General features: G+C 47.7%; 26 protein-coding genes. 14 read left to right on the plus strand and 12 right to left on the minus strand.

From position 1 onward, the window contains the following. The first annotated feature begins 65 nt into the window (after positions 1-65). The 3 genes from GC178_16080 (at position 66) to GC178_16090 (ending at position 3,008) form a co-directional block, all read left to right on the plus strand. A complete protein-coding gene (locus GC178_16080) occupies positions 66-1,388 on the plus strand; it encodes a DEAD/DEAH box helicase (GenBank protein MBI1289085.1) in 1,323 nt (440 codons plus the stop codon). 61 nt (positions 1,389-1,449) lie between these two features. Then, positions 1,450-1,737, plus strand: coding sequence for a helix-turn-helix domain-containing protein (locus GC178_16085; GenBank protein MBI1289086.1), 288 nt, complete (start codon positions 1,450-1,452; stop codon positions 1,735-1,737). Further along, entirely contained in the window at positions 1,734-3,008 is a 1,275-nt protein-coding gene (locus tag GC178_16090) for a hypothetical protein (protein MBI1289087.1), read from the plus strand. The genes GC178_16085 and GC178_16090 overlap by 4 nt, the downstream gene beginning before the upstream one ends. Positions 3,009-3,011: 3 nt before the next feature. Here the strand turns inward: GC178_16090 and GC178_16095 are convergent, their stop codons facing one another. From GC178_16095 to GC178_16110, 4 genes are all read right to left on the minus strand, one after another. Beyond that, the gene (locus GC178_16095) at positions 3,012-3,539 is read right to left on the minus strand and encodes a hypothetical protein (protein MBI1289088.1); all 528 of its coding nucleotides are present in this window, start codon (positions 3,537-3,539) and stop codon (positions 3,012-3,014) included. Positions 3,540-3,543: 4 nt separating this feature from the next. Continuing rightward, positions 3,544-5,085 carry an FMN-binding glutamate synthase family protein gene (locus GC178_16100; GenBank protein ID MBI1289089.1) on the minus strand — a complete coding sequence of 514 codons (1,542 nt, stop codon included), beginning with the start codon at positions 5,083-5,085 and terminating at the stop codon, positions 3,544-3,546. A 41-nt stretch (positions 5,086-5,126) separates the two neighbouring features. Beyond that, positions 5,127-6,869: an amino acid permease gene (locus GC178_16105; GenBank protein ID MBI1289090.1), complete on the minus strand. Its 1,743-nt coding sequence runs from the start codon at positions 6,867-6,869 to the stop codon at positions 5,127-5,129. Positions 6,870-7,007: 138 nt separating this feature from the next. Next, positions 7,008-7,385, minus strand: a complete 378-nt coding sequence (locus GC178_16110; GenBank protein MBI1289091.1) for a hypothetical protein — start codon at positions 7,383-7,385, stop codon at positions 7,008-7,010. 177 nt (positions 7,386-7,562) lie between these two features. Between GC178_16110 and GC178_16115 the strand changes: the two genes are divergently transcribed. Then, positions 7,563-8,348: an OmpA family protein gene (locus GC178_16115; protein MBI1289092.1), complete on the plus strand. Its 786-nt coding sequence runs from the start codon at positions 7,563-7,565 to the stop codon at positions 8,346-8,348. 149 nt (positions 8,349-8,497) lie between these two features. Here GC178_16115 and GC178_16120 read toward each other — a convergent pair whose 3' ends face one another. Further along, on the minus strand, positions 8,498-10,369 hold the full coding sequence (locus GC178_16120; protein MBI1289093.1) for an ATP-binding cassette domain-containing protein: 1,872 nt from the start codon (positions 10,367-10,369) through the stop codon (positions 8,498-8,500). 198 nt (positions 10,370-10,567) lie between these two features. After that, complete coding sequence (locus GC178_16125) at positions 10,568-10,807, minus strand: hypothetical protein (protein MBI1289094.1); 240 nt, start codon at positions 10,805-10,807, stop codon at positions 10,568-10,570. A 74-nt stretch (positions 10,808-10,881) separates the two neighbouring features. Between GC178_16125 and GC178_16130 the strand changes: the two genes are divergently transcribed. Next, complete coding sequence (locus GC178_16130; GenBank protein ID MBI1289095.1) at positions 10,882-11,967, plus strand: Fic family protein; 1,086 nt, start codon at positions 10,882-10,884, stop codon at positions 11,965-11,967. 20 nt (positions 11,968-11,987) lie between these two features. Here the strand turns inward: GC178_16130 and uvrA are convergent, their stop codons facing one another. Beyond that, complete coding sequence (gene uvrA, locus GC178_16135) at positions 11,988-14,798, minus strand: excinuclease ABC subunit UvrA (GenBank protein ID MBI1289096.1); 2,811 nt, start codon at positions 14,796-14,798, stop codon at positions 11,988-11,990. Positions 14,799-15,035: 237 nt separating this feature from the next. Here uvrA and GC178_16140 point away from each other — a divergent pair, with 237 nt between their 5' ends. From GC178_16140 to GC178_16160, 5 genes are all read left to right on the plus strand, one after another. Further along, positions 15,036-15,620: a sigma-70 family RNA polymerase sigma factor gene (locus GC178_16140; protein ID MBI1289097.1), complete on the plus strand. Its 585-nt coding sequence runs from the start codon at positions 15,036-15,038 to the stop codon at positions 15,618-15,620. A gap of 114 nt (positions 15,621-15,734) precedes the next feature. After that, a complete protein-coding gene (locus tag GC178_16145; protein MBI1289098.1) occupies positions 15,735-15,968 on the plus strand; it encodes a CopG family transcriptional regulator in 234 nt (77 codons plus the stop codon). Continuing rightward, the gene (locus GC178_16150; protein MBI1289099.1) at positions 15,949-16,362 is read left to right on the plus strand and encodes a PIN domain-containing protein; all 414 of its coding nucleotides are present in this window, start codon (positions 15,949-15,951) and stop codon (positions 16,360-16,362) included. Before GC178_16145 ends, GC178_16150 begins: the two co-directional genes overlap by 20 nt. Further along, the gene (locus GC178_16155; protein MBI1289100.1) at positions 16,346-16,990 is read left to right on the plus strand and encodes a phosphatase PAP2 family protein; all 645 of its coding nucleotides are present in this window, start codon (positions 16,346-16,348) and stop codon (positions 16,988-16,990) included. The genes GC178_16150 and GC178_16155 overlap by 17 nt, the downstream gene beginning before the upstream one ends. A 122-nt stretch (positions 16,991-17,112) precedes the next feature. Further along, on the plus strand, positions 17,113-17,310 hold the full coding sequence (locus GC178_16160; protein MBI1289101.1) for a hypothetical protein: 198 nt from the start codon (positions 17,113-17,115) through the stop codon (positions 17,308-17,310). Positions 17,311-17,399: 89 nt separating this feature from the next. On the opposite strand, the gene GC178_16165 is transcribed toward GC178_16160, so the two are convergent. Together GC178_16165 and rmuC are read right to left on the minus strand one after the other, a co-directional pair. Then, positions 17,400-18,659, minus strand: a complete 1,260-nt coding sequence (locus GC178_16165) for a GWxTD domain-containing protein (GenBank protein MBI1289102.1) — start codon at positions 18,657-18,659, stop codon at positions 17,400-17,402. Continuing rightward, on the minus strand, positions 18,646-19,968 hold the full coding sequence (rmuC, locus tag GC178_16170; GenBank protein MBI1289103.1) for a DNA recombination protein RmuC: 1,323 nt from the start codon (positions 19,966-19,968) through the stop codon (positions 18,646-18,648). Before rmuC ends, GC178_16165 begins: the two co-directional genes overlap by 14 nt. A gap of 137 nt (positions 19,969-20,105) precedes the next feature. Here rmuC and GC178_16175 point away from each other — a divergent pair, with 137 nt between their 5' ends. After that, positions 20,106-20,354 (plus strand): hypothetical protein, encoded by a 249-nt coding sequence (locus tag GC178_16175; GenBank protein MBI1289104.1) that lies wholly within the window; start codon positions 20,106-20,108, stop codon positions 20,352-20,354. Then, positions 20,339-20,635: a hypothetical protein gene (locus tag GC178_16180; protein ID MBI1289105.1), complete on the plus strand. Its 297-nt coding sequence runs from the start codon at positions 20,339-20,341 to the stop codon at positions 20,633-20,635. The genes GC178_16175 and GC178_16180 overlap by 16 nt, the downstream gene beginning before the upstream one ends. 15 nt (positions 20,636-20,650) lie before the next feature. On the opposite strand, the gene GC178_16185 is transcribed toward GC178_16180, so the two are convergent. The 3 genes from GC178_16185 to GC178_16195 form a co-directional block, all read right to left on the minus strand. Next, positions 20,651-22,408 carry a BamA/TamA family outer membrane protein gene (locus GC178_16185; protein ID MBI1289106.1) on the minus strand — a complete coding sequence of 586 codons (1,758 nt, stop codon included), beginning with the start codon at positions 22,406-22,408 and terminating at the stop codon, positions 20,651-20,653. Positions 22,409-22,433: 25 nt separating this feature from the next. After that, positions 22,434-23,114, minus strand: a complete 681-nt coding sequence (locus tag GC178_16190) for a uracil-DNA glycosylase (GenBank protein MBI1289107.1) — start codon at positions 23,112-23,114, stop codon at positions 22,434-22,436. 317 nt (positions 23,115-23,431) lie between these two features. Continuing rightward, positions 23,432-23,842, minus strand: a complete 411-nt coding sequence (locus GC178_16195) for an OsmC family peroxiredoxin (protein MBI1289108.1) — start codon at positions 23,840-23,842, stop codon at positions 23,432-23,434. A gap of 41 nt (positions 23,843-23,883) precedes the next feature. Between GC178_16195 and GC178_16200 the strand changes: the two genes are divergently transcribed. Beyond that, on the plus strand, positions 23,884-24,705 hold the full coding sequence (locus tag GC178_16200) for a hypothetical protein (protein ID MBI1289109.1): 822 nt from the start codon (positions 23,884-23,886) through the stop codon (positions 24,703-24,705). Continuing rightward, positions 24,705-25,580 (plus strand): lipoyl synthase, encoded by an 876-nt coding sequence (gene lipA / locus GC178_16205; protein MBI1289110.1) that lies wholly within the window; start codon positions 24,705-24,707, stop codon positions 25,578-25,580. The genes GC178_16200 and lipA overlap by 1 nt, the downstream gene beginning before the upstream one ends. Positions 25,581-25,582: the final 2 nt, after the last annotated feature.

The raw sequence follows: 25,582 nt of genomic DNA on the forward strand, positions 1-25,582 counted from the left end.
TGCTTTTTTGTTTCCTTAAGATCAAGTTTACAATGCGTACGAATTAAACTGCACCTTTGTATCCAATGAAATTCTCAGAACTGAATCTGCATCCAAGCCTAATGGAAGGGTTGGATGCCATGGGGTTCGAACAGACAACCCCCATTCAAGCACAATCCATTCCCGAACTCATTAAAGGCCGCGACCTTATAGGCTGCGCGCAGACAGGAACCGGTAAGACAGCTGCCTTTCTCATTCCAGTTATTCAACGCGTGGTTGAAAGCACCAATGACGGTGTAAAGGCGTTGGTCATAGCACCAACACGCGAACTGGCCATTCAGATCGATCAGCAGTTGCAGGGACTGGGCTATTTCGCGGGCGTTTCGTCCATTGCCATTTATGGCGGAAAAGATGGCACTTCGTGGGATTTTGAGAAGCAATCGCTGATGGGCGGTGCTGATGTCATCATCTGTACGCCTGGTCGCGTGATTGCCCACATGGGATTTGAGTATGTGAATTTCGACAAACTCGAATGCCTGATATTGGACGAGGCAGACCGCATGCTGGACATGGGTTTCCATGACGACATTATGAAGATCGTGGAACTCACGCCCAAAAGTCGGCAGACCATGTTGTTCTCTGCCACGATGCCGCCCAAGATCCGCAAGCTGGCGCAAAGCCTGCTCAAAGATCCTTTAAGTGTTGAAATTGCCATTTCCAAGCCCTCTGAGAATATTAGCCAAGTAGCATACATGGTTCATGATGGCAGTAAGGAACGTTTACTTGAGCTGCTGATGGCAGAACGCGAGGTGAACAGCTGCATTATTTTTTGCTCCACCAAGGACAGCGTAAAGTCGGTGAACAAACGTCTTCAACGCAAAGGCTGGAAAGCTGCCGCCATCTCAAGTGATCTGGAGCAGGCCGAACGGGAAGAAGTGCTGAACGCCTTCCGTAATCGTAAGTTAAATTTTCTGGTCGCCACGGATGTGCTTTCACGTGGAATCGATATTGACAACATCGAAATTGTGGTGAACTATGAAGTGCCGCGCGATGCGGAAGATTACGTGCACCGCATCGGTAGAACGGCCCGTGCAGGTGCCAGCGGACAGGCCATCACGTTCATTAATGAGGATGATGTTTACCGCTTTGCTGACATCGAACGGTTGATCGAACGCACCATCGAAAAACCGAAACTTCCAGATGAGTTAGGCGAAGGCCCCGAGTACAATCCTTCGGAACGAAGAAATGGAGGTGGTCGCAATCGTAACCGCAATAGAAAAGGCGGTTCGCACAAACCTTCGGGTCATTCGGGTGGTGATGGCAAAAAGAAACGTTTCAATCCGAAATGGAAGAAACGTAAGAAGAAAGGTGGAGGCAATTCCGATAATTCGCAGAGCCAAAGCTCTTGACGTGTAAAATATAATTGTCATTAATGCCTTAATTGGTTAATTTTGACAATTATAATTTACAATGGGCTGGCAATTTCAATTGGAAGATGATCTGCTTGCAGAACTTGGCAAACGCATAAGTCAGTTTCGCAAGAACGCGGGAATGAGTCAGCAGGACCTTGCCGACCGCGTTGGGGTAAGTCGTGTGAACATCAGCGAGATCGAACGCGGAGCAAATACAACGGTCAGCACGCTTCTGCGCATTCTCAAGGTTTTTAACCGTTTGGATGCTTTGGAAGAAGTGTTACGGGTTCCGACCATTTCTCCCAAACAACTTTTTGAGCAAGAGAACAAAAAGCGTGGCAAGTGAGCAACGTGAAGGTGAAAATATGGTCGGATACGGTAGGTTATCTCACGTGGGATGCAAACAGCAACACCTCCATCTTCGAACTTGATAATGCTTATCGCGAGGCAGATTACAACCTATCGCCTCTGTTGCTTGACAAGCGGCAGCGTTTGCACTATGGAGGTGCTTACAATGAACTTTTCGTGGGGTTGCCCCCGATGATCGCAGACAGCCTTCCGGATGCTTTCGGGAATCGAGTGTTCCAAGAATGGCTGATACAGAACAATTATCATCTACAGGATCTGAATCCGGTTGACCGATTGATGTATGTGGCCAATCGAGGAGTTGGAGCCTTGGAATATGAACCGGGAAAGGAGGTGATGGGTGCTGTCAGTGAAGTGGATTTCACTGAGCTTGCCAACGTATCGAAGAAGATCATTGAGAATAAATATGCGTTTTCGGATTTTGTGAGTGAACGTGAAGCGTTGCAGCACATTCTCAGCATTGGCTCGTCTGTTGGCGGTGCACAGGCCAAGGTGCTTGTAGCTGTCAATTCTGCTACAGGCGAGATTCGCGCAGGCGATGTTTGCCATGCAGATACCGCGTTCACATACCATATCGTCAAACTTGCTTACGATACGGACACACCTTGGGGCAAGGAAAAGACGTCCGTGGAATATGTTTATTGGCAGATGGCCCAACAGGCCGGACTTGGTATGATGCCAAGCGAACTGCTTGAAGTGGACGGTTCTTTTCATTTCAAAACGCAGCGATATGATCGGGTGAACGGAAAGAAGGTCCATACGCAGACGTTGGCCGGTCTGACGGGATATTCTGACCGAACAGTTCCTTTCAGTTACGAACAGCTTTTCGGGATCATGGAGCGGTTGCAGGTTTCGCACCGCGATAAGGAACGTTTGTTCAAGCAGATGGTGTTCAACGTGGCTGCTTGCAATATGGATGACCACTTGAAGAACTTCAGTTTTGTGATGGAATCCAATGGCGGTTGGCGGCTTTCACCAGCTTACGATATCACCTATCCCTTCGATCCTTACAAACCAAGCATGAAGTTTCATAAGCTGACCATCAACGGAAAATCCAAAGAGATCGGTAGGGGAGATGTGCTGGCTGTTGCCAAGAAGGTCGGGATTCGGAATGCAAAGAATGTGGTGGATGGAATCTGTGTCGCGGTGAGCGGTTTTGCTCAATTCGCCAAGGAAACTGCCATTGGCCCAAAGACCATCCACCTGATAGAGAAGGATATCGAACAGCGCATCGCGTTGCTTCAAAACTGAGCGTCACTTCAACCGCAAGCGCATTGAACTGATGGTTTTTCCATCAAACTGAACGATGGAAACCTTGATTTGCCGACCACCCAGATTGGCGTTGGGCGAACCCGTGTAAACGAATGAGGAACCTGTCTTCCCAAGGTCTTTTTTGTTGTATGTAACTGACTTGAGGTCTTCAATGTGCTGCTTCACCATTTTGTGATCCATGCCGAGTGTAAAACCGAATGGCCACGCTTGTTTATAGCCGCCTTTGTCTGTGAACGCGGTCAGTTCCACCATCATCACTTCATATTTCGGTAGTGCAAACTTGTCTGAAGCGCGGTTGATGAATGTGATCTCGATTCCTTTCTCCTCGTTGCGCCACTTCTTGTCTGTGCCATCCTCAGAAATGGTTTCTTCAAACGGCCCGCAGTTCTCTCTGAAATCTGTGAGTGTTCTGTAGATGTCGCGCTGTCCGATAAGCGCCAAAAGGTCTTGGCATCCATTCTGTGCCAACAGGGATGACGTTGTAAGAAGAAATGGGATCAGGAGTTTCATTTCTCTACTCCGCCATGGTGTTCAGCATACATCCGTTGGCCACGGTCGGATAGATCTCATCATACCTCAGTACTCTGTTCATGCTTACTCTTCGCTTCACATGTGTGCGATTCAGTTGGCTGTAATGCGTACTTCCTGTTGCTGCCACCAGCTCTAAAAAGCTCTGAACCGTCTTTTTGTGATACGAGGCTACGCGCTTGGCCTTGTCTTCCACCACCAGCCCGCGCATCAGGCTTTTGTTCTGCGTTGCCACACCCGTTGGGCAGGTGTTCACATGGCATTCCAACGACTGAATACAACCAATGGCCAACATCATCGCACGGGCACTATTGCACATATCGGCACCCAAAGCAACCGCGCGCGCCATATGAAAACCACTGATGATCTTGCCCGATGCGATGACCCGGATGTCCTTCTTGAGGTTGAAGCCAGTGAGCGTATCGACCACAAAGGCCAACCCATCCCGTAGCGGCATTCCCAACGAATTGGAGAATTCCACCGGGGCGGCACCCGTTCCGCCTTCGCCTCCATCTACGGTAATGAAATCGGGGAGAATACCTGTGGAGAGCATGGCCTTGCAGATGTCCACAAATTCTTCAGTTCTGCCTACGCACAGCTTAAAACCGGTAGGCTTTCCGCTTGAGAGTTCGCGGAGCTGTTTCACGAATTCCATCAGACTTTCTGCATCCGAAAAGGCCGTGTGATGCGGTGGCGAGAAAACCGTGGTGTGCGGCTCCACGTGGCGGATGGCTGCAATTTCCTCGGTGTTTTTGATGGCGGGAAGAATACCGCCATGTCCGGGTTTGGCGCCCTGAGAGATCTTGATCTCTATCATCTTCACACTTTCATGCGCAGCTTTCTCTTGAAACAGTTCCGGGGAAAACTTCCCATCCTTTGTTCTACAGCCGAAATATCCTGTTCCGATCTGCCAGATGATGTCACCGCCAGGCTGCAAATGGTGAGGACTCAGGCCGCCTTCGCCCGTGTTGTGCGCAAAGTTGCCGAGTTTGGCACCCGTGTTCAACGCCAGTATCGCGTTCTTGCTCAGCGAACCGAAGCTCATGGCCGAGATATTAAGCACACTGGCAGAGTAAGGTCTGCTGCATTGCTGACCTCCAACCGTTACGCGGGGCACATCATCCATTTCATCTGGGTTTTTAGCGTAGATGGAATGCTCCATCCACTCGTAGCCTTCGCTGTAAACATCCTCTTGGGTTCCGAACGGAGCGGTATCGTTCACGCCTTTTGCACGTTCGTAAACCAACGAGCGTTCAATACGGTCTATCGGCCTTCCCTGCGTATCCGTTTCCACAAAATACTGCATGATCTCTGGACGGAAATCTTCAAGCAGATACCGCAAATGCCCTACCACAGGGTAGTTGCGCAGAATGCTGTGCTGCGTCTGAAAAATATCATAGACACCAAGAACCACGAGCGGTAAAACAACGATAAGGAACCAGACCACAGGAGGCCAGATGGTATAGATCGCTGCAATGGCAGCAAGGCTTGCAACAGATAGAAAAATAAACAGCTCACGTACTTTCATTACCAATATGTTTGAGTTCCGTGACGCACCATTGCATCACGTTATATGATCAATCTTACACCGCCCAACTGTTCTACTTTGAACGGGAAATGGTCGCCTGGCGAACCGATGAACATGAAGTTGACGGGGATGTTCCATTGCTTCGAAAGCTTCTCGATCAGCTTCGGACCGAAGGCTTCTTCCAATACAATGAAATCGATTTTGATGTGCGGATATTCGCGGTCCAGCACATCAATGTCGTTGAGGAACTGGGCTGAGGGTGTCTGTCCTTTCTTCACAGCAGTTACAACCTTCAGTTTCTTGGTATGCTCGTTCCGTTGAATGTACTGCATCACCTTGTTCAGCGTGGCCACGTCATCATCCTTGGTAAAATACACGAACTCCTGCGAGTTGATCTCATCGATAAGATTGGTGAGGTTGGTGTTGGAGCGGATAAAGAAGTTCTGAACGGGCGTGAACATGTATTTGAGAATACTGAGAAGCAAACGCAACAGCAGCGTTCGGTTCAGCATAATGGTCACCAACAGCAATGTGGGAATGAAATATTGGAAGAACACGATGAGGTATGGTGGGTTGAGAACCGCATTTCCGATAATGGCCGTTAACACCGCAATTATGGCTATCATCAGGGAGATCCAACCAGAGCGTTCTGGGCGCGGGAGGTTTCTGCGTCTGACTTTCAGAAGCACATTTCCCAGACCGAAAAGTACCATCACCGATAGGAAGGCAATGGTGTAAACACCAGCCAAGGCTCCGAGTTTTCCGCCAGTAATGAGCAGGATGGAAACGCAGAGAAAGAAGAACAACAACGAAATACGGTAGGCACTTCCGCGACTGTTCCGCTTGAGTAGGAAAGGAGGGAGGATGCGGTCCAAGGTGATGCGCTCCACCAGTCCGCTTACTCCCACATACGAAGTAAGCACTGCACCGCTCAGCACCAGCGCAGCATCTACCGAAATAAGCACCGATAGCCATTTGCCGCCCGTTACATCTCCCATGTAAGAGAGTAACGCTTCCTGATTGCCTTCTACCGCTTCGATCGGGATGATGGCCAAGGCAAGGAATGCCATCAATGGGTTGAATACCGTGACCACGATCCACATGTTGCGCAGCGTTTTGCGGAACACTCCTTCCTGCTGTTCTTCCACAAAATTGGCCGAACTCTCGAACCCGCTGATGCCCAACATGGCTGCGGCAAATCCGAAGAAGAGTGCTCGCAGAATTCCACCTTCCACAGGCAGATGGAAGTTGGCAAGGAACACATCGAATCCGTTGACAATAATGTGCCATCCGCAGAAACCCGAAAGCAGTACCAACGATGTAAGATGGAAAATGAAGATGCCGATGGCCACTTTGGACGATTCCCCAATGCCGATGATGTTCAGTCCCATGAACATGGCCAGCAGTACAATGGTGGCAATGATGATGGGCAACTGGTGGAACAGGCTGTGCAGATAATGTATGGCCTCGTTGGCCGAGATGACGGCCGTGGCCATGTACGATAGCAGCGTAAGCGTGGCCGCCAACGATGCCATCGACTTGCTGGTGGTGTTGAGCAGGGCGTTGTACGCGCCTCCGTTAAGCGGCAGCGCACCCACCACTTCGCCATAGATCTTGCGGAAGAGGAAGAGCACCGCACCCACCATTAGCAGCGAGATCCAGGCATATTGGCCTGCATACATAATGGCCAATGCCGAAACATAAAGACAGGACGAACTGATGTCGTTACCCGAAATGGCCGTGGCGGCCAGCTCATTCAACTTCTTTGGAACTACCTTTTTCATTGCGATTCGTTCGTTTGCATAAAGCAAGCGTTAAAATAGCAGGTACGCTTGAATGTGTGGCAAGCTAACCAAAAGGTTGTGCACGAAGTGTTAAAAAGCGTTATTGCTGAGTTCGATCTGTTCTCGAACAAACGTGTTTCAATTGTTCATGTTGCTGTCCGATTCGCTGGCCGAACCCTGTGGGTCAAGGATCTCACCATTCTCATCAAGGTAAACATCCGTAAACTCGTTGCCTTTTCCTGTCTGGTATCGGATCATGTAGTGATGGGCGCTACCTGGCGTGCGCTTCCCAACCTTGTAGACCTTATCCACTTTCCAGCTCGAATACTTGTCGGTTTCCACAGCTTTCATCACGGCCATTGGAAGGTCTTTGTACTGCATTTCAGCGGCTTCTACCGCAGGCGAAAGCGTAGACGATTTTGCGTTCTTCGTAGACGCGCTCTGACCAAAGAGATCCATGGAAAAAGTCAGCAAAATACTGATCGTTAGAATGGAGATAAATGCTTGAGCTTTCATGATGTATGGTGTTTTTGATGAAAAGATTCAACTTCGAAACCCAAACGCCTGTAGTTCTACAAACAGTTGGTAAAAACTACCAAACGTTCAACAAACCAACGGTGGACGGTTTGGAATTGTTCACTGCGTGATGATATAAGTTGTGATGGTTTTAATACGCAGTTTATCTTCGTGCTGATGAAGCTTCTTTTTCCGTTTGTGGTTTTAGCGGTTTCTGCTTTTGGGCAGGAGAGGTTTGAAGCGGATACGGTCGTTAAAGGTTATGTATGTGACTTTAAGACTAAGAAATTGGTCAACGGGGAAATTACTGGGGTTGGAGTTGATGGTACCACGTTTGAGATTTTATTTGAGGATGGGGTCTTCTGGCTTGCGAACAATCTGATTATGCCAGATATGTCGTACGTTCTGACTATTTCTGACCCGAAAGAGAAATCAAAGAGGCGGTTTCTAAACAGAACCTTCAAAGTTTCGACAGTTGGAATTAAGGAAGATGACCTGCCCCTGATCAACGATAAGGAGGTGGACTATCCTACTGGTTGTGGCAGAACACCTAATGTGTTTTTCGCCAAGAACTCTTCGCAGCTTGACATTCTGGCCATTGAGACCTTAACTGAATTAGCATCGACATTGAAGGAGAATCCAACAGTTGTGATGGAGATTATCGGAAGAGCTGGATTTTATGAAGATGGGGTTGCCCAACTTTCGCTCAGGCGATCTGAAATCATTGTTGATTTTTTAATGGGAAAGGGTATAGTTGCTGATAGACTAATTACTTCGATTCAATCAGCCGATTCAGCTCCTTATATCATGGATTTGTATGTTCCGCCAATACAAAGAGGAACCGTGTTAGATAAGAATTATGTTGACAGTTTAGTAGGTTTTGAGCTGAAAGAGTTAGCACGAAAGTATAATTCTGCTGCCCAATTCAAAGTGATACGAAACGATTACGTGCCGAAGAAGTAATCACTCCAACTCACTCAATTCCAACCAGCGCATTTCCTTTCTATCAATTTATTGACCAGTACCGATTTCCAATTCGCGATTCGCGAATTGAAACTTATATCAGCAAGAAATCCGTGAGAATCAGCGCGATCCGCGTCATCCGCGTTCCATCAACCCTCCAACTCACTCAACTCCAACCACCGCATTTCCTTTTCTTCCAGTTCGTCTGAAACACGTTGAAATTCCTCTGATACTTTCACGAGCTTTTCGTGGTCATCGACAATGCTTTCGAGTTCAGCAGTTAAGGCAGCTTTCTTCTTTTCCAGTTTGGGGATCTCTACTTCCAGCAGACCGAACTCACGTTTTTCGTTGAAGCCCATTTTGCCTTTCGAAGCTTGCGTCTCCGTTTGCTTTTCTGCCTTTTTGATGGAAGCAGCCTTGCGTTTCTCGGCCTCTTTCTCTTCTTCACGGGCGAAACGATACTGGTCATAATTGCCCACAAAGCCGCGCACATTTCCGTTTCCTTCAAAGATGAAAAGCTGGTCCACGAGCTTATTCATGAAGTGGCGGTCGTGTGTCACGATAAGGATGCAACCTTCGAAATCCATCAGGAAATCCTCCAACACGTTCAGCGTTAGCAGGTCGAGGTCGTTGGTCGGCTCATCCAGAATAAGGAAGTTCGGGTTCGACATCAGCACCGTGAGGAGGTAAAGGCGTTTCTTCTCGCCACCGCTCAGTTTCTCCACCACTTGGTAGTGCATGTGGCGCGGAAACAGGAAGCGTTCCAACAGTTGCGCGGCCGAAATGGACTTGCCCTTTTTGAGCGGAATGTGGTCGGCAATGTCGGTTATCACCTCGATCATTCGTTTGCCTTCCTTCAGTTCCAATCCATCCTGACCGTAGTATCCGATCTTCACCGTTTCTCCGATCACAATCTTGCCGCCATCGGGCTCTATCTGGCCCAATATCATCTTCAGCAGCGTGGATTTCCCGCTACCGTTGGCGCCTACAATCCCGATGCGTTCACCTCGCCTGAACTTATAATCGAACCCATCGAGCAACACGTTATCGCCATAAGCTTTACGGATGCGATGCAGCTCCAGGATCTTGCTGCCCATACGCTGCATGTTCACGTCCACCTTCAGTTCGTCCTGCTTCAGGTTCGTCTTGGCCACCTTTTCGGTCTCGTAAAACGCATCCTCACGCGATTTCGATTTGGTGGTGCGCGCCTTCGGCTGCCTACGCATCCATTCCAACTCTTTTCGGTAGAGGTTCTGCGCCTTGTCCACATTCGCGGCTTCCACTTCCTGCCGCAGCGCGCGGTTGTTCAGGTAGGTCGAATAGTTGCCGCGATGCTTATACAGTTGGCCGTTTTCCAGTTCAATGATCGTGTCGCACACTTGGTCCAAGAACACGCGGTCGTGCGTCACCATCAGGATGGTCTTTTCGGGCTTCGAGAGGAAACCTTCCAGCCATTCGATCATCTCAATGTCGAGGTGGTTGGTGGGCTCGTCCAATATCATCAGGTCGGGCTGCTCGATGAGCATTTTGGCCATCGCCACGCGCTTCACCTGTCCGCCCGAAAGCGTTCCAACTTTCTGCTCAAACTCCGTGATGTTGAGCGAAGTGAGAATTTCCTTTGCCTGTGCTTCAATGTCCCACGCGTTGAGGCGTTCCATCTCATCAAAACTTCGCTGAAGAACTTCTGGGTTGGCATGATGCGCCACCGCCTCCTCGTACCTGCGCACGGCTTGCATCAGTTCGTTCGTAGGGTCGAACACCGCATCCATCACGGTGTGCTCAGGGTTCAGTTCGGGTTCCTGTTTCAGATAACCCACGGTGATGCCGTTTCTGTACACCACTTTTCCATCGCCTTCTGATGGTTCCAGCCCTGCCAGAATACGCAGGAGCGAGGTTTTGCCAGTACCATTCTTGGCCACCAGCGCCATCTTCTGCCCACGGTCAATGCCGAAGGTTACTTCATCAAACAGCACGCGCTCACCATACGAGCGACTGAGATTTTCAGCTGATAGGTAGTTCAAGGGTTAATGTTCAAGATTTAATGTAGGGATGTATCGTGATACGCCCTTACGGGCCGCGAAGGTCGGGAAATGATGATTAGATGCTGAAATAAATTCAGCATGACGGCAGAGGTTTGAGGCCAACTTTCGGAAACCGTCACCCTGAACTTGTTTCAGGGTCTATTCATAAATCGACAATCGTCTATTGTCAATCGCAAATCAAGCTTTAGCCGTCTTCAAAACCTTCTCCGCAATACTCTTACCCGTATAAGATTGATCGCATTTGGCGAGGTCTTCGGGCGTGTCTTCAAAAACAATGGTTCCTCCATTCTTGCCGCCTTCAGAGCCAAGGTCGATTACGTGGTCGGCACATTTGATCACATCAGGGTGGTGCTCCACCAGAATGATGGAATGTTCAAGCATACATATCAGATGAACAAGAGTAAGCAATACGCTCATTACTTAAACGAGAGTAATTATTGGTTAATTTTACCCCTCGTAAATAGAACGAGTGTCATCATTACTCTTATGTCATGGCTGAATTCGATAGAAAGACACCTTACAACGACCTGCCTTTACTTCCGCCCAACTGCGCGCTGGAAACAACCAAAGTGTTACGCAAGACAATTACCGCAAGTCGTGCCTTGGCACAACTCAACGGAGCCATTGTCAATCTGCCCAATCCACAATTGTTTCTGGATACGGTTCACTTGCAAGAAGCGAAAAGCAGTTCGGAAATTGAGAACATCATTACCACGAACGATGACCTTTACAAGGCGTTGGTCGCTGACAGGAAATTTGCAGACCCGGCATCCAAGGAAGTGCTCAATTACAAGGAAGCACTTTGGGTCGGTCTGGAACGCATGGAAACTCGCCCGTTCATCACAACCAATCTTTGTATTGAATTGATGCAATGCATCAAACAGAATTCATCGGAAATCCGTGCAGTATCGGGTACTGCATTGGTCGATGCCAAGGGCGAGACCGTATATACTCCGCCATCCGGCAAAGATGTGATCAGTTCCAAAATGAGCAATCTGGAAAAATTCATAAATGAAGACGAAACCTTCGACCCGTTAGTGAAAATGGCATTGATGCATTATCAGTTCGAGGCCATTCACCCATTTGCAGATGGAAACGGAAGAACAGGTAGAATTCTACTTCTGCTGTATCTTAAACTGAGCGGACTGCTTAGCGTTCCGGCCATTTATCTGAGCGAGTACATTATTCAGAACAAGGCTGCGTATTATATAAACCTACGTGGAGTAACCGAAAAGCAGGATTGGGAGAACTGGATACTCTATATCTTGGACATGGTGGAGGTTACTTCATTCAAAGGCTTGAAGAGATTGGAAAAGATAAACCAAATGATGACGGCCATGACCGAAGAAGTAAAGGCTACTTTACCTGTGGTCTATAGCAAGGAATTGATCGAGGTACTTTTCCGCCTACCTTATACCAAGCGACAGCACCTCATTGACGCTGGTTTGGGAACACCAAAAACAGTTGGCAACTACCTGATCCAATTGGAAAAAACGGGCTTTCTCCGGTCGGAAAAAGTGGGCAAGGAAAAACTATATCTGAACTTCAGGTTAATGGATGTTCTGACCAATGATTGAGCGGAAAAGGAAGGTTCAGATCAAGCCTTTTCCCTCTTCAAAACCTTCTCCGCAATACTCTTGGCCGTGTAAGACTGTTCGCATTTGGCGAGGTCTTCGGGAGTGCCTTCAAACACAATGGTTCCGCCATTCTTGCCGCCTTCGGGGCCAAGGTCAATTACGTGGTCGGCACATTTGATCACATCGGGGTGGTGTTCCACCAGAATGATGGAATGGCCGTTGTCCAATAGCGCGTTGAAGGCTTTCAGCAGTTTGTGAATGTCGTGGAAGTGCAGCCCTGTGGTCGGCTCATCGAAGATGAAAAGTGTGTTGCCTGCGTTCTTTCCTTTGGTAAGGAACGAGGCCAGTTTGATGCGTTGGGCTTCACCGCCCGAAAGCGTGCTGCTACTCTGTCCAAGTTGCACATAACCCAATCCGACTTCCTGCAATGGAGCAATTTTGCGCGCCACTTTCGGGTCGTGCTCGCTGAAGAATTCCATGGCCTCATCTACGGTCATGCTCAGCACATCGTGGATGGTCTTGTCCTTGAATTTGATCTCCAGCACCTCCTGCTTGAACCGCTGTCCTTGGCAGCTTTCGCACTTCATCACAATATCGGCCATGAACTGCATCTCGATCTTAACCGTGCCTTCACCTTCGCACACTTCGCAGCGGCCACCTGCCACGTTAAAGGAGAAATGCTTGGGCTTGTAACCGCGCAATTGCGCTGCTTTTTGGTCGGAGAACAGCGAGCGGATTTCGTCATACGCCTTGATGTATGTGACAGGGTTGGAACGTGACGAACGTCCGATCGGGTCTTGATCCACGAACTCCACATCCGCAATCTTATCGATGTTGCCATCCAAGCGTTCGAACTGACCCGTTTTGCCCGCGAACCCACCGAAACGCTTTTTCAAAGAAGGGTAAAGGATGCTTTTCATCAGCGTACTCTTTCCCGAACCGCTCACGCCCGTAATGACGGTAAGGCATCCTAACGGGAACGAAACACTGACGTTCTTTAGATTGTGTTGCCGCGCTCCAACGATATGTAGTTTGCCTTTTGCCTTTCTACGCTTTTCAGGAACAGGAATTTCCAGCTTGCCGCTGAGATAACCTGTGGTCAGCGTGTCGGCACCTTTCATCATGTCATCCAACGTGCCTTGAAAAACCACTTCGCCACCGTGCGTTCCCGCTTCGGGTCCGATGTCCACGATCATATCCGCAGCGAGCATAATGTCTTCATCGTGTTCAACTACAATTACCGTATTGCCGATGTCGCGCAAGCGTTGCAGAATGGAAATGAGCCTTTCGGTGTCTTTCGGATGCAATCCAATACTCGGCTCATCCAGAATGTACATGGAACCGACCAGCGAACTTCCCAACGAACTCGCCAGACTGATTCGCTGACTTTCACCACCCGAAAGGGTATTCGATTGGCGGTTGAGCGTGAGATAACCCAATCCGACATCCTTCATAAAACCCAACCGTGTGGTGACTTCCTTCAGAATGCGTTTGGAAATTTCATGTTCGGTATCGGTAAGCTCCACTTTATCGAAGAAATCTGCCAACTCTGAAATTGGAAGCAAGACAAGGTCCGACAAACTCTTTCCACCGATCTTGACGTAGTTCGCATCCTTGCGGAGTTTGGTTCCGCGGCATTCGGGGCAATCGGTCTTTCCGCGATAGCGCGAAAGCATAACGCGGTATTGAATTTTATAACTGTTCTCTTCCAGCATTCGGAAGAACGCGTGTAGTCCTTCAAAGTATTGGTTGCCGTCCCAAAGCAGTTGAATTTGCTCTTCGGTGAGTTCGTAAATCGGTCGATGTATCGGGAAATCGAATTTATTGGCCGAGCGGATGAGCTGGTCTTTGAACTTGCTCATGCTTTCACCACGCCAGCAGACCACACCATCTTCGTAAATGCTCAGACTGCGGTCGGGCATCACCAGGTCTTCGTCAATCCCGATGATGTTACCAAAACCTTCGCAACGCTTACACGCTCCGTACGGATTATTGAAGCTGAAAAAGTGAACCGATGGTTCTTCGAAACGCATGCCATCCGCTTCAAACTCAGCGCTGAAATGCGTTTCATCCGACTTTCCATCCAATTCAGAAATGACGAAACAGCGGTTGTTGCCTTCAGCTAAGGCCGTACGAACGGCTTCCGCTACACGCGTATTTTCCTTTGAACCATCCGCCACAAATCGGTCGATGAGAACGGAAAGTTCATTGTCTTCCTTTTTGACGATTCCGTCAGGAATCTTATCCAAACGAACCACCTCGCCATTCAACTGAACTCGTGTGTAACCTTGATGCTGTAGAATGTCGATGCGCTTTTCCAATGCCTTTTCGGGCATTGTCCCAAACGGGGCGAAGACCATCACCTTGGTTCCTTCCTTCAATTTCAGGATGGCTTCGGTAATAGAGTCAATCGTATGTCGCTTCACTTCCTTTCCTGAAACAGGGGAGAAGGTGCGGCCAATGCGAGCGTAAAGCAGTTTGAGGTAATCGTAGATTTCCGTGTTGGTACCAACCGTTGAGCGCGGGTTGCTTGATTTCACCTGCTGATTGATGGCAATCGCTGGAGAAACGCCCAGAATGCTATCTACTTCGGGTTTATCGATCTTACCTAAGAACTGACGCGCGTAAGCAGAAAGGCTTTCAATGTAGCGTCTCTGTCCTTCAGCATAAAGTGTGTCGAATGCTAACGTAGATTTTCCCGAACCTGAAAGTCCTGTGATGACGATCAATTTCTTGTGCGGCAACACAAGATCGATGTTCTTCAAGTTGTGCAGCCGCGCCCCTTTTATAATGATGTTGTGCTTGGGATTCGGGGCTTCAGTTCGGGACATCGTTGCAAAAAGTGTTAAAAGGGTTGCAAATTTATCATACCTCAATCCGTGTTCGGATGAAAGTTTTAATATTTGTTTAGCGCAACAGCACAAAAAAAATTTTGTTGTTGCACAATAAATAGAAAATGGCGCGTTAACGTACTAACGCCCAGCAGGCATTAACCAATAATTATAAGCGCATAGGAATCACTTTACTCTAATAAGATTTAACCTAAGTCTAACCTAAAGAGTGAAGCTATGCGATTATCTGCCCTAAGTGATCAGGAGTTGATCCGCCTGTATGTTCAAGGAGAAGAGATCTGTTTTGAGGAGTTGGTGAACCGTCACAAAGACAGGTTGTTCACGTACTTGGTTCTATTGTTAAAAGACCGCAATCTTGCTGAAGATTTCTTCCAGGATACTTTGGTGAAGGTGATCCACACCTTGAAGTCAGGAAGATATTTGGAAGAAGGCAAGTTCCGCCCATGGGTTTTGCGTATTGCGCACAACTTGGTGATAGACCACTTCCGCAAACTGAAGAAGATGCGCATGCAGCACTCAACCGATGAGTTCGATGTGTTTGAGGTGATCAGTTGCGAAGACCTTAACCGTGAGGAGGTTTTTGTTCAAGATCAGATTCACTCGGATCTACGGAAATTGGTGACCATGCTGCCCGAAGACCAGAAAGAAGTGCTGCTGATGCGCGTTTACGCTAAGATGCCTTTCAAGGAAATTGCTTGGGTAACGGAAGTAAGCATCAACACGGCTTTGGGAAGAATGCGCTATGCACTGATCAACCTTCGCCAGTTGATGGAAGACCATAATGTAAGGCTGGTAGCCTGACCATTTTGAAATGAATACAGCGATGGAGCGTCCCGAGAGATCGGGGCGCTTTTTTAATCCGAAAATTTGTAATACATTTGTATTACATGAATTTTTAAGATGCTAAATGTCCGTTTGAATAAAGAAATTGAGAAAAAGTTGGAGAGTTACAGCCAACGGATGAATCTTTCCAAATCCTCGGTGGTCAAAGAAGCCTTGATTGCTTATTTGAGTCAATCAGATATTGATCATACACCATTTGAATTAGGCGAAGATCTTTTTGGAGCCGATGCAAGCGGCAATACAGATTCGTCTACTACTTACAGATCCAAACTGAAAGACAAGCTTCGTGAAAAGCATTCTCATTGATGCAGGTCCGTTGATTGCCCTTTTTGACAGGAGCGATAAGTACCATTTGAAAGCTCTTCAGTTCATAAAGGATTTTGAAGGAGAACTTTGGACAACCTGGCCTGTGATCACGGAAGCAAGTTACATGCTTGATTTCAGCACTAAGGCTCAACTGAGTTTGCTTTCTTGGATTGAGCGGGGTGGATTGCATCTTGTGGATCTTAATGAATCGCAGGTTTTTCGATTTACAGAATTGATGGACAAGTTTGATGATGTGCCAATGGATCTGGCAGATGCCTCATTGATCGTTGCTTCCGAATTGAAGAATTATAAGGAGGTGGCGAGCATTGATTCGGATTTCTACATTTATCGAGATGTACGGAATCAATACCTAACAAATGTCTTTGAGGTCTGAGAATTTGGAAACGGTTTTCAATCGTCCCGACAGGGAAATTATCATAGTCTTCTGGAAGTGGGTGACGATTGTACTTTCCATATTTCTCGTCACATATCTCACGGCAAACTCCTTGGCTTCCCAAAATCCGCATCGGTACGAGATGTATTCGACCTGGGAATTGAATGTTCCTTTGGTTCCTTGGATGATCGTGGTTTACCTTTCGTATGTTGGTGTGTTCCTGCTTCTGCCTATGCTGATGAAAACGGGCAGGTCCATTCAAAGCTTGGCCTACGCATTTCTGACCTCGATCGGAGTTTCAACTGTAATATTCGTTCTATTTCCAGGAGAGTTGGGCTATCATCGTCCCGAACATGTGGCGGGGTTCAATTATCTGTTTCAGGCGCTGTACGATGTGGATAAACCACATAATCTGTTCCCATCATTGCATGTCACTTTTTCCAGTATGACCGCATTGGCCATTGCGCACCAGTCAGATGTTCGCTGGTTCCGTTGGGTCATTGCAGGTTGGGCATTGCTTATTGCACTATCGGTTGTTCTTGTACATCAGCATCATGTGTTCGACATAGTTACTGGGTTGATGTTGGGTTTTTGCTGCTTCCGATTTGTATATCTCCGCTACGTTTAAAGCGTCTTTCAAAAAAACTTTCAAGCGGCTGCAATAAATCTGTTTCAGTTGCGTAATAGCAGAGAATCAAACAAGCAGATATGTCAAAAACATTTACTCTACCGAAAAATCTTGAATCTGAAATGGCCGCTCTCACAGAGCACGAGCCAAGCGAACTGCTGTATCAGTCTCAACTAATGAACTTTCTGACCGAAGAGTTGGAAGGAGTTTCATTCTCTCCAAGTCAAACCGCGATTGACAAGATCCTTGCCTACAGCAAAGCTGTTGAGGTGAAAAAATCAGAGACCGTGATGGAGAATCATGTGATCATGATGAACTGACCTCAAGCACGAAATCCTAAAACATCAAGTCCGAAACTTCAGCAACTGAGGTTTCGGATTTTTTTGATTTCGAGTTTCGAATTTGACGATCAATTGTCCGTATACACGCGGCCTTGCCGCCACATGTCAACTGCGTTGTACCAGTTGCTTTTGTAAAGAGGCGATCGGTCCAATCGGAAATCATTGTCGCTGAACGGGGTTTCTGTTTTGAAGAAGGTCATTCCAAGTGACGAAGGATTGTCTTCCTCGCCATAGATCCAATGTTCGGAATTGGTGTTTTTGTAAATGATATTGGGCGGCCCGAAGATCAGGTAGATCAATCCGCGGTCGGATTTCCAACCTTCCACGTATGAAGTAAAGAACGTGTTCGAATCTTCAACACGCGAATAGTATTTCTGAATAAGCAGCTTGGCGCGATCGGGATTTCCCGCAAGATTGAGCCAAAAGTGATCCACTTCCACTTTCTGGTTGTCCGATTCTGTGATCTTCTTGAATTCCGAATTGCTGTTCAAGAAACGTAGCGGGGCAACAAGATCGGCCACGTCTTTCACCTCGGGGAACGTTTCCTTGAAGCGCAAAACCGTGAAACCATCTTTCGTACTATCCGAAACCTGAACATGGTACATGCCTTTCTTAGGAAAGGAGACGGCCGTTCCCAACTGAATCTCGAAAATGCTATCGGCCTGAAAGTCGAAAACCTTCGGTGTTTCCACCGAGAAAGGTGGTTTGGGCAGCGGAATGTCGCGTTCGTAATACCGCACCTTCGCGTTGGTTTTTCCACTTACGTGATGAATGACCACTTGCTCATCTTTTCGGATGTAATTGCGTGATAGCGGATAATTTTCACCCAGCAGATTCATGGTGAAGAACTGACGGCAGTTCGGGTTGCTTCGATCTATTTGGAAATAGCGAAGCACGTGCGAGTTCCTGCGCAGGTCGGTAAGATCCACTTTCAGCAGTGCCTGTTTCACCTTGCTTGGTTTCAATTGCAGAATGCCGCTGATGGTCTTTCCGTTCATGACGAGTGAACTATCAGCAAACACCACCACCGAACTGTCGATGAGCAGTTTGCTTTCCAGTTGCGTGTAAACCTCGTAGCGGATGCGGAAGTATGATGAATAGAAGCCGCTGGCCGAATTGTAGAGATACAGCAGTTCGTTGGAGTTGATGCGGAAGTGGAGTTCGGTTACGCTGTCGTTCCTGTGCAGTACGTTGAATTCAGGATGAAGGAACGAAGCATCCTTGTCGTACAGGTACGATAGGTTCTGATTGGAAATGCGCTCGGTGTAGCAGCCCGAGGCGAAAACAACCGCTCCGACAAGAAGAAATAGCAGCTTACTGATCTTCATCCTCCAAACCTAAGATTTCGTTGGGAAGTTGCTTGTTCGCTCTTGCACCCATTTTTTTCAATTCTTCCGCTCTACGCACAAGATTGCCAGAACCCTCTGACAACTTTTTCATGCCTTCGTCATACACTTTTTGGGTTGATTGCAAGCGATCCCCGATCTTCTGCATGTCTTCAATAAACCCGACAAACTTATCGTACAACCTACCGCTTTTCTCGGCAATGTCAAGCGCATTCTTGGTCTGTCGGTCCTGTTTCCAAATGGATGCAACCGTGCGCAGCGTGGCGAGCAGAGTAGAAGGACTCACGATCACAATGCGTTTGTCCCAAGCAAAATTGAACAGCTCATCATCCGCCCTGATAGACGCGCTGAAACTGCTTTCAATGGGCATGAACATCAGCACGAATTCAGGGCTGTTCAATCCCTTTCCCGTGTGGTAGTTCTTCTCGAAAAGTTCGTTGATGTGCCGTTTTACCGATGTGACGTGTTCCTTCAAATGCCGCTCCTGATCTTCGGGTTCATCCGCATTCACAAACCGCTCATATGCAACAAGTGAAACCTTGCTGTCAATGATGATCTGTTTGTCGTCTGGCAATTGAATGATGACATCAGGTTGAATGCGGCTTCCCACATCATTCAGTGTGGATTGCTGTGTGAAGTATTCCTCGCCTTTGATCAGTCCAGAATTTTCAAGGATTCGTTCCAAGATCAATTCGCCCCAGTTTCCTTGCTTTTTGCTGTCGCCTTTCAGTGCGGTGGTAAGGTTGTGCGCTTCTTCGCTGATCTTCTTGTTCAGTTCGTGAAGCACTTTTATCTCACCTTTTAGCGAAGCACGTTCCTTCTGTTCGTTATCGTATTTCTCTTCAACTTTCTTCTCAAACTTCTCAATGTTCTCGCGAAGCGGTTTCAGAATGGTTTCGAGATTTTCCTTGTTCTGATCGGTGAATTTCTTCGATTTCTCATCCAAGATCTTGTTGGCCAGATTCTCGAATTCCGTGTTGAAGCGTTTGTTCAGTTCCTCAAACTCTTTCCGTTGCTCGGCCTGTCGTTGTTCCTGATCTTTGAAATGTGTGCGGGCGGAAGCAAGGTTCTTCTCGGCATCAAATAACCGCTCGCGTGTTTCATTCAGGTCGGCTTTCAGAACATCCCTTTCTTCCGATATGCGCCTTTCCGCTTCGGCCAATGCCGCCTTTTCAAGCTTCACTTTCTCCAACTCACCGTTGTCTGCAACAGCCGTTGTTCCCCGCTTTCCAAGCAAAAAACCAATGGCGGCACCGACCAACAATCCAACTATTAAAAAAGCAAATTCCATCGGGCGATGAAGTTAGGGAATCGCGATGGAGCAGAGAAAGTAGATCAGAAATAACTCACAATTCCGAAGTGGATTTTCCAGCGTGGAAATCGACTCGGGATCGGTTACCTTTGATACTTACCTGAAGATTTTTAGAAATGAGTTTAGAAACGATCAAAATCAATCTTACCAAGCAGTTGCTCGCTGTTGAGGAGGAGTCGGTACTGATGGAGATCAAGTCAATTCTGGATCGTGAGGTGATCGCTGCTTATACGATTGATGGGAAACCGATGAGTGTTGAAGAATACAACAGTTCGTTGAAAAGTGCGGAAGAAGACCTTTCTGAAGGTCGTGTTACCGATTCGTCTGACCTCAAGGAAGAAATGAAGTCATGGCGCAGGTCCTAAGGGTCGAGTGGACCGATACTGCCAAACATGCCCTTCGAAATATCTATGAATTTCATGCCGAACACGCTGAGGAATCGGCTTTCAGGATCGTGACGGAGATCGTTGAAAAGGCTGATTCCATCATTTACATGAAGCAGTTTCAAGTGGATGATATCAACCCAGATTATCGAAGGATAGTGGTCGGATATTACAAGGTGCTTTACAGGGTGCAAGATTCGGTAGTAAAGGTGATGAATGTGTTTCCCACAAGATCGGATTCTCGAAAGCTGGAACGGCTATGACTTTCTGCGATCACCTCAGAAATAACTCACAATTCCGAAGTGGATCTTTCCAGCGCGGAAATCGATCGGGTTTTTGAACTGTTTCCCTAAAGCATAATTGAGCGAGAACACACCGATCTTGGTAAAGAACGAGATGCCCAAACCGAAACCGAACGGGCGGTCCGTAATACGTTTGTTGGTCGCGCGGTTCTCATAATACGCGCCATCAAAAAAGGCAAACAGGTAGCTGTTCTGATCCAGAAGAAAACGGTATTCGATGGTTCCGATGCTGAACATGGTGGCGTAGATTGCTTCCTCATCAAAACCACGTAGCGTTTTAAGACCACCAATTCGGAACGCCTCACTTTCAAACAGATTCTGGCTTCGCATGTAACCACCGTTCACCTTTATCATGATTGTGCTCCGATTGGGAATGGGAACAAAATAAGACGCTTGCAGAACCGCGCTCAGCTGGAATGAACTCAGCTTCAATCCATCGTACCGACTGATCTCTACCGTAGCATCAGGAATGATCTTCTTCGCGCCCGCGCTGGCCTCGGCATATAGGTCGAAACCTTTCCGCGGATTGAGTCGGTAATCCAATCGCTGCATCTTGTAACCGAAACCGTAGAGTTGGGTTTTCGAATCCACGTTATCTGGGTTCAGCGTGGTGGTGGAGGTAAGCGTGGAAGGAGCCAACACGTTTGTGGAACGGATGTCGGCAAACACCTTAATGTAATCGTTGCCGATGAGATGGTATTGCAATCCTGCAACACCTTGCAGGTTGAGGTAAAGCGAATCACGTTTGTAGAGCTGAAACGTGCCATCCACACCAAAACCCGTGTTGAACAGGAACGGGTAAGCAAGATGGATATTCAAGTTCTGGGTCCGTGGTTGTGTTTTCTTCCACGAGAGGTCGATGAGTTCGCCACGTTTAAAAGCGCTTAGCAGTTTGATGGTGAGTTGCCCTGTAATAAGCACGCTTCCAGGCTTTTCGCTGCTGGGAAGCACACCCAGAATCCCATCAAATTGGCTCGCGCGTTTCTTGTCGAGGTACATATAGATGTCCGCTTTCCCATTCTTAAAAACCACTTCGGGCGATTTGGTCTCGTTCACGAAAGCGATCTCTTTTACACGGGTGGAGATTGGTCTGATTCTACTTTCATTGTAAACCGATTTGGGTCTGATTCCCAGATAGTTCTGCAGATATTTGGGAACAACGCGTGCCGTACCTTTAATAATGATGCTATCAATAATGAATTGCTGATGCTTGTCCATGTTCAGCTTGGCCGAGAGCTGATTTCCTTGCAACGTAATGCTGTCCAGTTCTACATGCGTGAACGGATAACCACGGTTTTCATAAAAGCGAATGATACGTTTCTTGAGGCCGTTCAATCGCTTACCGCTCATGCTCGCGTCCTCAAATTGGTTGTCTCTGAATCCGACCTTTCGCAGCACATCTTCAGGTACATTTCCGTGGTCGATAGTGCCGAAACTGTATGGTTTTCCAATGTGCAGTTTGGCGATCACCGTGTCTTTTTTCCACGTCTGTTCATCCACGCCAGCTTCCGAATATCCATTCTCGTGCAGCGCGGTCATCAAACCTTGAAGCGCTGTCAGCGCGGTCATCGAATCGGCATAGAATTCCTTCAGCCCACCCAAGCGGTTCAGTTTGCTTGGTTTGATGGACTCTTCCTTTTGTTCGATGATGAGACGAACGCGACTCTGAGCTACGGCACTGGCCGTGTTCAGAAAGAACAGCGCAAGAAGCATTATGCGGTAAAGTCGCTTCACGATGGCTAAACGCGGAACGCGCGGATCATTGTGTGTTCAAGTTCCAATCGATGGGCGAGATGCCTTTCGATTCAAGAAACTGGTTGGTTTTTGAGAAATGTCTGCACCCGAAAAAACCACCATGTGCAGAAAGGGGAGAAGGATGTACGGATTTCAGAATAAGGTGGCCGTTCTCCATATTGATGAGCGATTCCTTGTTCTGGGCATAACGTCCCCAAAGCAGAAAAACCAGATTCTCTCGTTTGTCAGATAGCTTTTTGATGGCGGCATCCGTGAACTGCTCCCAACCTCGCTTTTGGTGCGAGCCTGCCTGACCCGCGCGCACCGTCAGTGTTGCGTTAAGCAACAACACTCCTTGGTCTGCCCATTTGGTCAGATTACCAGAGCGAGGCGTTTCCATTCCAACATCTGTTTTCAACTCCTTGAAAATGTTCTGTAGTGAAGGTGGAAACTGCACGCCATCGTTCACCGAAAAGCAAAGTCCGTGTGCCTGATTTGGACCATGATAAGGATCTTGCCCCAAAATGACAGCTTTCACCTTATCAACTGGTGTGTGATCGAAAGCGTTGAAAATGAGTGAACCTGGCGGAAAGACCGTTTGCGTTTGTTTTTCCTTCACCAGAAAATCGCGCAACTGCGAAAAATACTCCGCGTTGAATTCATCCTGTAACAACTTCAACCAGCTTGGTTCTATCTTGGGTTTCATCTTTTTCTTAACAATTATGTCCGCTTTTCCATCATTTGTGTTGAAAACTAATCGCAAACCTTTTCAGGCAATCTGCGTAATCGGTTTTCAAAGAATAAATTTGCAACTCATTCGAGCAACAAAACGATTCATAGTCGCGTTTTAAGTTCACGTTCAACAAATAAACCAATAGAAATTTTGAAAAAGTCAGCCATCTTCTTTGCAGTTGTTGCGGTTACTGTGATGATCTTTTCTTCATGCAGAACAACGGAGCACTGCCCAGCTTACGGTAAGGCAGACGTCCCTGTTGAAAAGGGCGTGAACAGCTGATCGGACTTTCAAACGCTGTATGTGAATGAAACGGTCTGTTTGAGCGCTTCGCTCAGACTCAAGGCCACAGGACAAGTGGAAGCCGCTTTTTCGAGCACGGTCTTCTGAGCAGCGGTCAGGCCGCGGTCCTTGATCTCAATTACAACTTGAATTTCTGAAACCCTGCGTGGGTTCGAGGCCATTATTTTGGTCACGGTTGCGTTGGTGCCCTCAATATTCATTTTTCCTTCGTTCGCCCTTATTCCCATGATGGTGAGCATGCAGCTTGCCAATGATGTTGCCAATAAATCAGTTGGCGAGAACGTTCTGCCCAAACCGTTGTTGTCTGTTGGAGCATCGGTTGTGATCTTGGTGGAACTTTTCAGATGCGTTGCCTCGGTACTCAGTTCGCCAAGATAGATAACGTGTGATGTGGCCATGATGCAAGTGGTAGCGTTGACTTAATTGTAACTTTGCACGAATGTACAGGAAGCTTGTTTATGCTGTATTCTGCGTTGGCCTGATGGTGTGCTCCATCAGACCTGCTCAGGCACAGGATGATGATGAATTGAAGCTTCCCACCGTTCCAAAAGGATCGGTTGCAGACAAGATAAAAGACCGCAGTTTTGATGACACGGAAGTGTTGATGAAGCAGGAATTCACAGGCGGTGCCATGATTCATACCCAAGGTTGGGGTCTGCTGCTAAGGCGCGCCAAGAACAAGACCTTTCTACACAAACGTTTGTTCGAGTTGGAAGCTGTGAGCATGGAGCATCCGAAGGAAATAAAGACCGTGAACCAAGGAGTGAACAATGCAAGCGGCTACGTGTATGGTGAACTGAACCAATTGGCGGTAACCCGTTTGGGCTACGGAAGGCATAATGTGTTGTATGCCAAGTTTGACAAGGGCGTGGAAATCCGTTATCTCTACATCGGTGGTTTTTCCATGGCGTGGGCAAAGCCTATCTATTTGGATATCGCCCATTGGTCCAACGGAACGTTGCAATATGTCAGCACCGAACGGTACGACCCGAAGAATCCGGATCACAATCAGAACAATATCCTCGGAAGATCGTCTCCATTCAGGGGAATTGATAAGATGCAGTTTTACCCTGGGATCTATGGAAAGGCTGGGTTCAGTTTTGAATATGGAAGAAGACAAAAAGCGGTCAGAAGTTTGGAAGCAGGCGTGATCATCGACTATTACATCAGAGATGTGCCAATGATGGCAAACATCCAAAACGCCCCCTATTTTCTGACGTTCTATTTAGGTTTCAATTTTGGTGCGAAGTGGTATAGATAATGAGTGAGGTTCAGACAGAGCAACAAGAAGAAAAGAGAACTCCCAAGCCGAAATGGTTGCGGGTAAAATTGCCAACAGGCAAAGAATACCAGAAGGTGCGCGGATTGGTGGAGGAGCATCAACTCCACACCATCTGCCAAAGTGGTAATTGCCCCAATATGGGTGAATGTTGGGGAGCGGGAACAGCCACGTTCATGATCCTGGGAAACGTGTGCACGCGTTCGTGCGGGTTCTGTTCGGTGAGCACGGGTCGCCCCGAGGATGTGGACATTACCGAACCATACAAAGTTGCACAGAGCATCAAACTGATGGAGGTGAAACATGCGGTCATCACCTCTGTTGACCGCGATGATCTTGCAGATGGTGGTTCTGAGATCTGGGCTGCAACGGTTCGTGCAGTTCGCAAGCACAGCCCAGGAACGACCATGGAGACACTGATTCCCGATTTCCGTGGGGAATGGCAGAATCTCCAACGCATTATTGATGTGGCACCAGAAATCGTTTCGCACAATCTTGAAACGGTGAGAAGACTCACCAAGCAAGTTCGTATTCAAGCAAAATATGATCGAAGTTTGGAAGTATTGAAACGCTTAAAAGACGCAGGGCTGAAAACCAAATCGGGCGTCATGCTCGGATTGGGTGAGTCGCGCGATGAGGTGATCGAGACCATGGAAGACCTCCGTAGCGTGGGAGTGGACATACTAACGCTTGGGCAATATCTTCAACCAACCAAAAAGCATCTGCCTGTTGTGGAATTCATAACTCCAGAACAGTTCAAAGAGTACGAAACCGTTGGTTTGGAGATGGGATTCCGCTTTGTGGAAAGTGGTCCGTTGGTACGTTCCTCGTATCACGCGGAAAAGCACATTTTTTGAAT

Source organism: Flavobacteriales bacterium (genome assembly GCA_016124845.1).
GTDB lineage: Bacteria > Bacteroidota > Bacteroidia > UBA10329 > UBA10329 > UBA10329.